The sequence below is a fragment of the Cupriavidus sp. 01L46 genome, assembly GCF_056399905.1.
Map to the genome: position 1 here is coordinate 1 of NZ_JBFTSF010000552.1, position 1903 is coordinate 1903.

3 protein-coding genes and 1 tRNA gene are annotated in these 1903 nt (G+C 62.9%); 1 reads left to right on the forward strand and 3 read right to left on the reverse strand.

The genetic code is table 11. The features are described 5' to 3' along the window. The coding region (locus tag AC1DS3_RS38225; protein WP_477129315.1) for a hypothetical protein at positions 1-189 on the reverse strand (189 nt) is incomplete at its 3' end. Positions 190-395: 206 nt separating this feature from the next. Between AC1DS3_RS38225 and AC1DS3_RS38230 the strand changes: the two genes are divergently transcribed. Next, positions 396-989, forward strand: coding sequence for a ParB-like protein (locus tag AC1DS3_RS38230; RefSeq protein ID WP_477129316.1), 594 nt, complete (start codon positions 396-398; stop codon positions 987-989). A gap of 245 nt (positions 990-1234) precedes the next feature. Here the strand turns inward: AC1DS3_RS38230 and AC1DS3_RS38235 are convergent. After that, positions 1235-1309: transfer RNA gene (locus AC1DS3_RS38235), tRNA-Val, on the reverse strand. A gap of 132 nt (positions 1310-1441) precedes the next feature. Next, a partial coding sequence (locus AC1DS3_RS38240) for an exonuclease domain-containing protein (protein WP_477129317.1) occupies positions 1442-1903 on the reverse strand: 462 nt, incomplete at its 5' end.

The following is a 1903-nucleotide window of genomic DNA, read 5'->3' on the forward strand; positions in this document are numbered from 1 at the left end:
GGGCATGGGGAGGGCCATGGCGGTGGTCACGAAGGCGGTGGTCACAACGGTGGTGGCCATGGTGGCGGCCATGGTCGGTGAGCGTTGGAGCAGGCCCAATCGGAGCCCGTCATGCCGGTTCTCCCCTTCCTTGTCGCCGCCCTGCTGATCGTCGGGGTGTACGCGTTCGCAATCCGGGCCATCTTTCATCGCGACCCCAAGGCGCGCGGAAGACCCATCCAGCATTGCCGACGGCACTACCGGCGCACCTGACGGCGAGCGAAACCCGCCTCCGGCTTGACTGCATCACCGGCACCCACCCCTTATTCGTTCCGATTGTTGGCGCTATGCCTGCTAATCTTGCCTTGTGCAGAACTCGTGCAGAACTGGTGCAGAAATATGGAGAGGAGGGCAACATGTCGGCGGTCCGCGAATCCTTGATTCATGAGCTTCACCCGACGCAGCTGACGGTGGGCATGATCGAAGTGCAGGATAAAAAGAAGCACMTGGCCTCGCTAAAGCCTGCCGAGCAGCGCGAGTTCCTGCAGGCCCATCCGATCCCGGCGGTCAACGGGCCGGGCGGCAAGCTTTACATTACCGATCACCATCATCTCGGGCGGGCGGCCTTGGAGGCCGGCGTCACCAATGGCTTTTTCACCGTGGAGGCCGATCTGTCGGCTTGCGCGCAGATTGATTTCTGGGTGGAGATGGACAAGAGCCTATGGGTTCATCCCCTGGACGAACACGGCGTACGGCACAGCTACGCTGCGGTTCCCCACCACCTGGAGAAACTGGTCGACGATCCATATCGGTCGCTGGCCGGGTATGTGCGAGACGCTGGTGGCTACACCAAGACGCCTACCGCCTTTGCGGAGTTCGTGTGGGCGGACTTCTTTCGCCGCTCCATCGCCGTCGAGGGCCTTAGCGCTGACTTCCACGCGGCAGTCCAGCGAGGCATCGCGCTGGCAAAAGGCAAGCTCGCTGTCGGCCTGCCGGGATACGCCGCGTAGTCGGCACCAAAGGAAGCCGCAGGGGCCGAAGCCCATGTTGCCTCTGGCAGCAAGGCACCGGCTAATGACTGGCTGAGCTGGCGCTCTCGGCCTGGGCAACCCGGCCTCGCTCCGTGCCAAGGCAGGGATGCTGAGTCTCGATTGCGCGCGTTGCGCTGATGCCGGGCAACAAGGGCAACAAAAAACCCAGAGAGCTTTCGCTGTCTGGGTTTCTCGGCAACGTAGGCAGTTGCTAGCCACTAATTTGGTGGGTGGTACAGGGATTGAACCTGTGACCCCTGCCGTGTGAAGGCAGTGCTCTACCGCTGAGCTAACCACCCCTGCTGCTGCGCTGTTGCTGCTGTGCTGCAGAGAAACAAGATTATGTCAGCGCCGTTGTATCTTGTAAAGCCCTTCCTGGAAATTTCTGCAAAAAATCCGTTGGCTGCTTGCGGGCGGCAATCCTGTCCCGTCTATGCCGCTTCCGTCGCCGGCGGTGCTTCCTTCCATACGACCCTGCCGCCGCTCGCCTTTTCCAGCTGCTTGAGCACCGCGAGGTGGGCGGTGGCTTCCTCTTCGCTGGCCATCAGCACGGGCAGATCGAGGCGGGAGAGGTCGGTGGCGGCCACCGCGTCGCTCTCGGCGCCGCCGCCATCGAGCATGTCGATCACCAGCGAGTTCTGGCCGCGTGTCATGGCGAGGTAGACCTCCGCCAGCAGTTCGGCATCGAGCAATGCGCCGTGCAGGGTGCGGTGGGCGTTGCTGACGCCGAGGCGGTCGCACAGGGCGTCCAGCGAGTTGCGCTTGCCGGGGAACATCTGGCGGGCTTCGCGCAGGGTGTCGATCACATTGCCAGCGTGCTCGCGAAACGGCGGCAGCCCGACAAGCTTGAACTCCATGTCGAGGAAGCCAAGGTCGAAGGGTGCGTTGTGGAT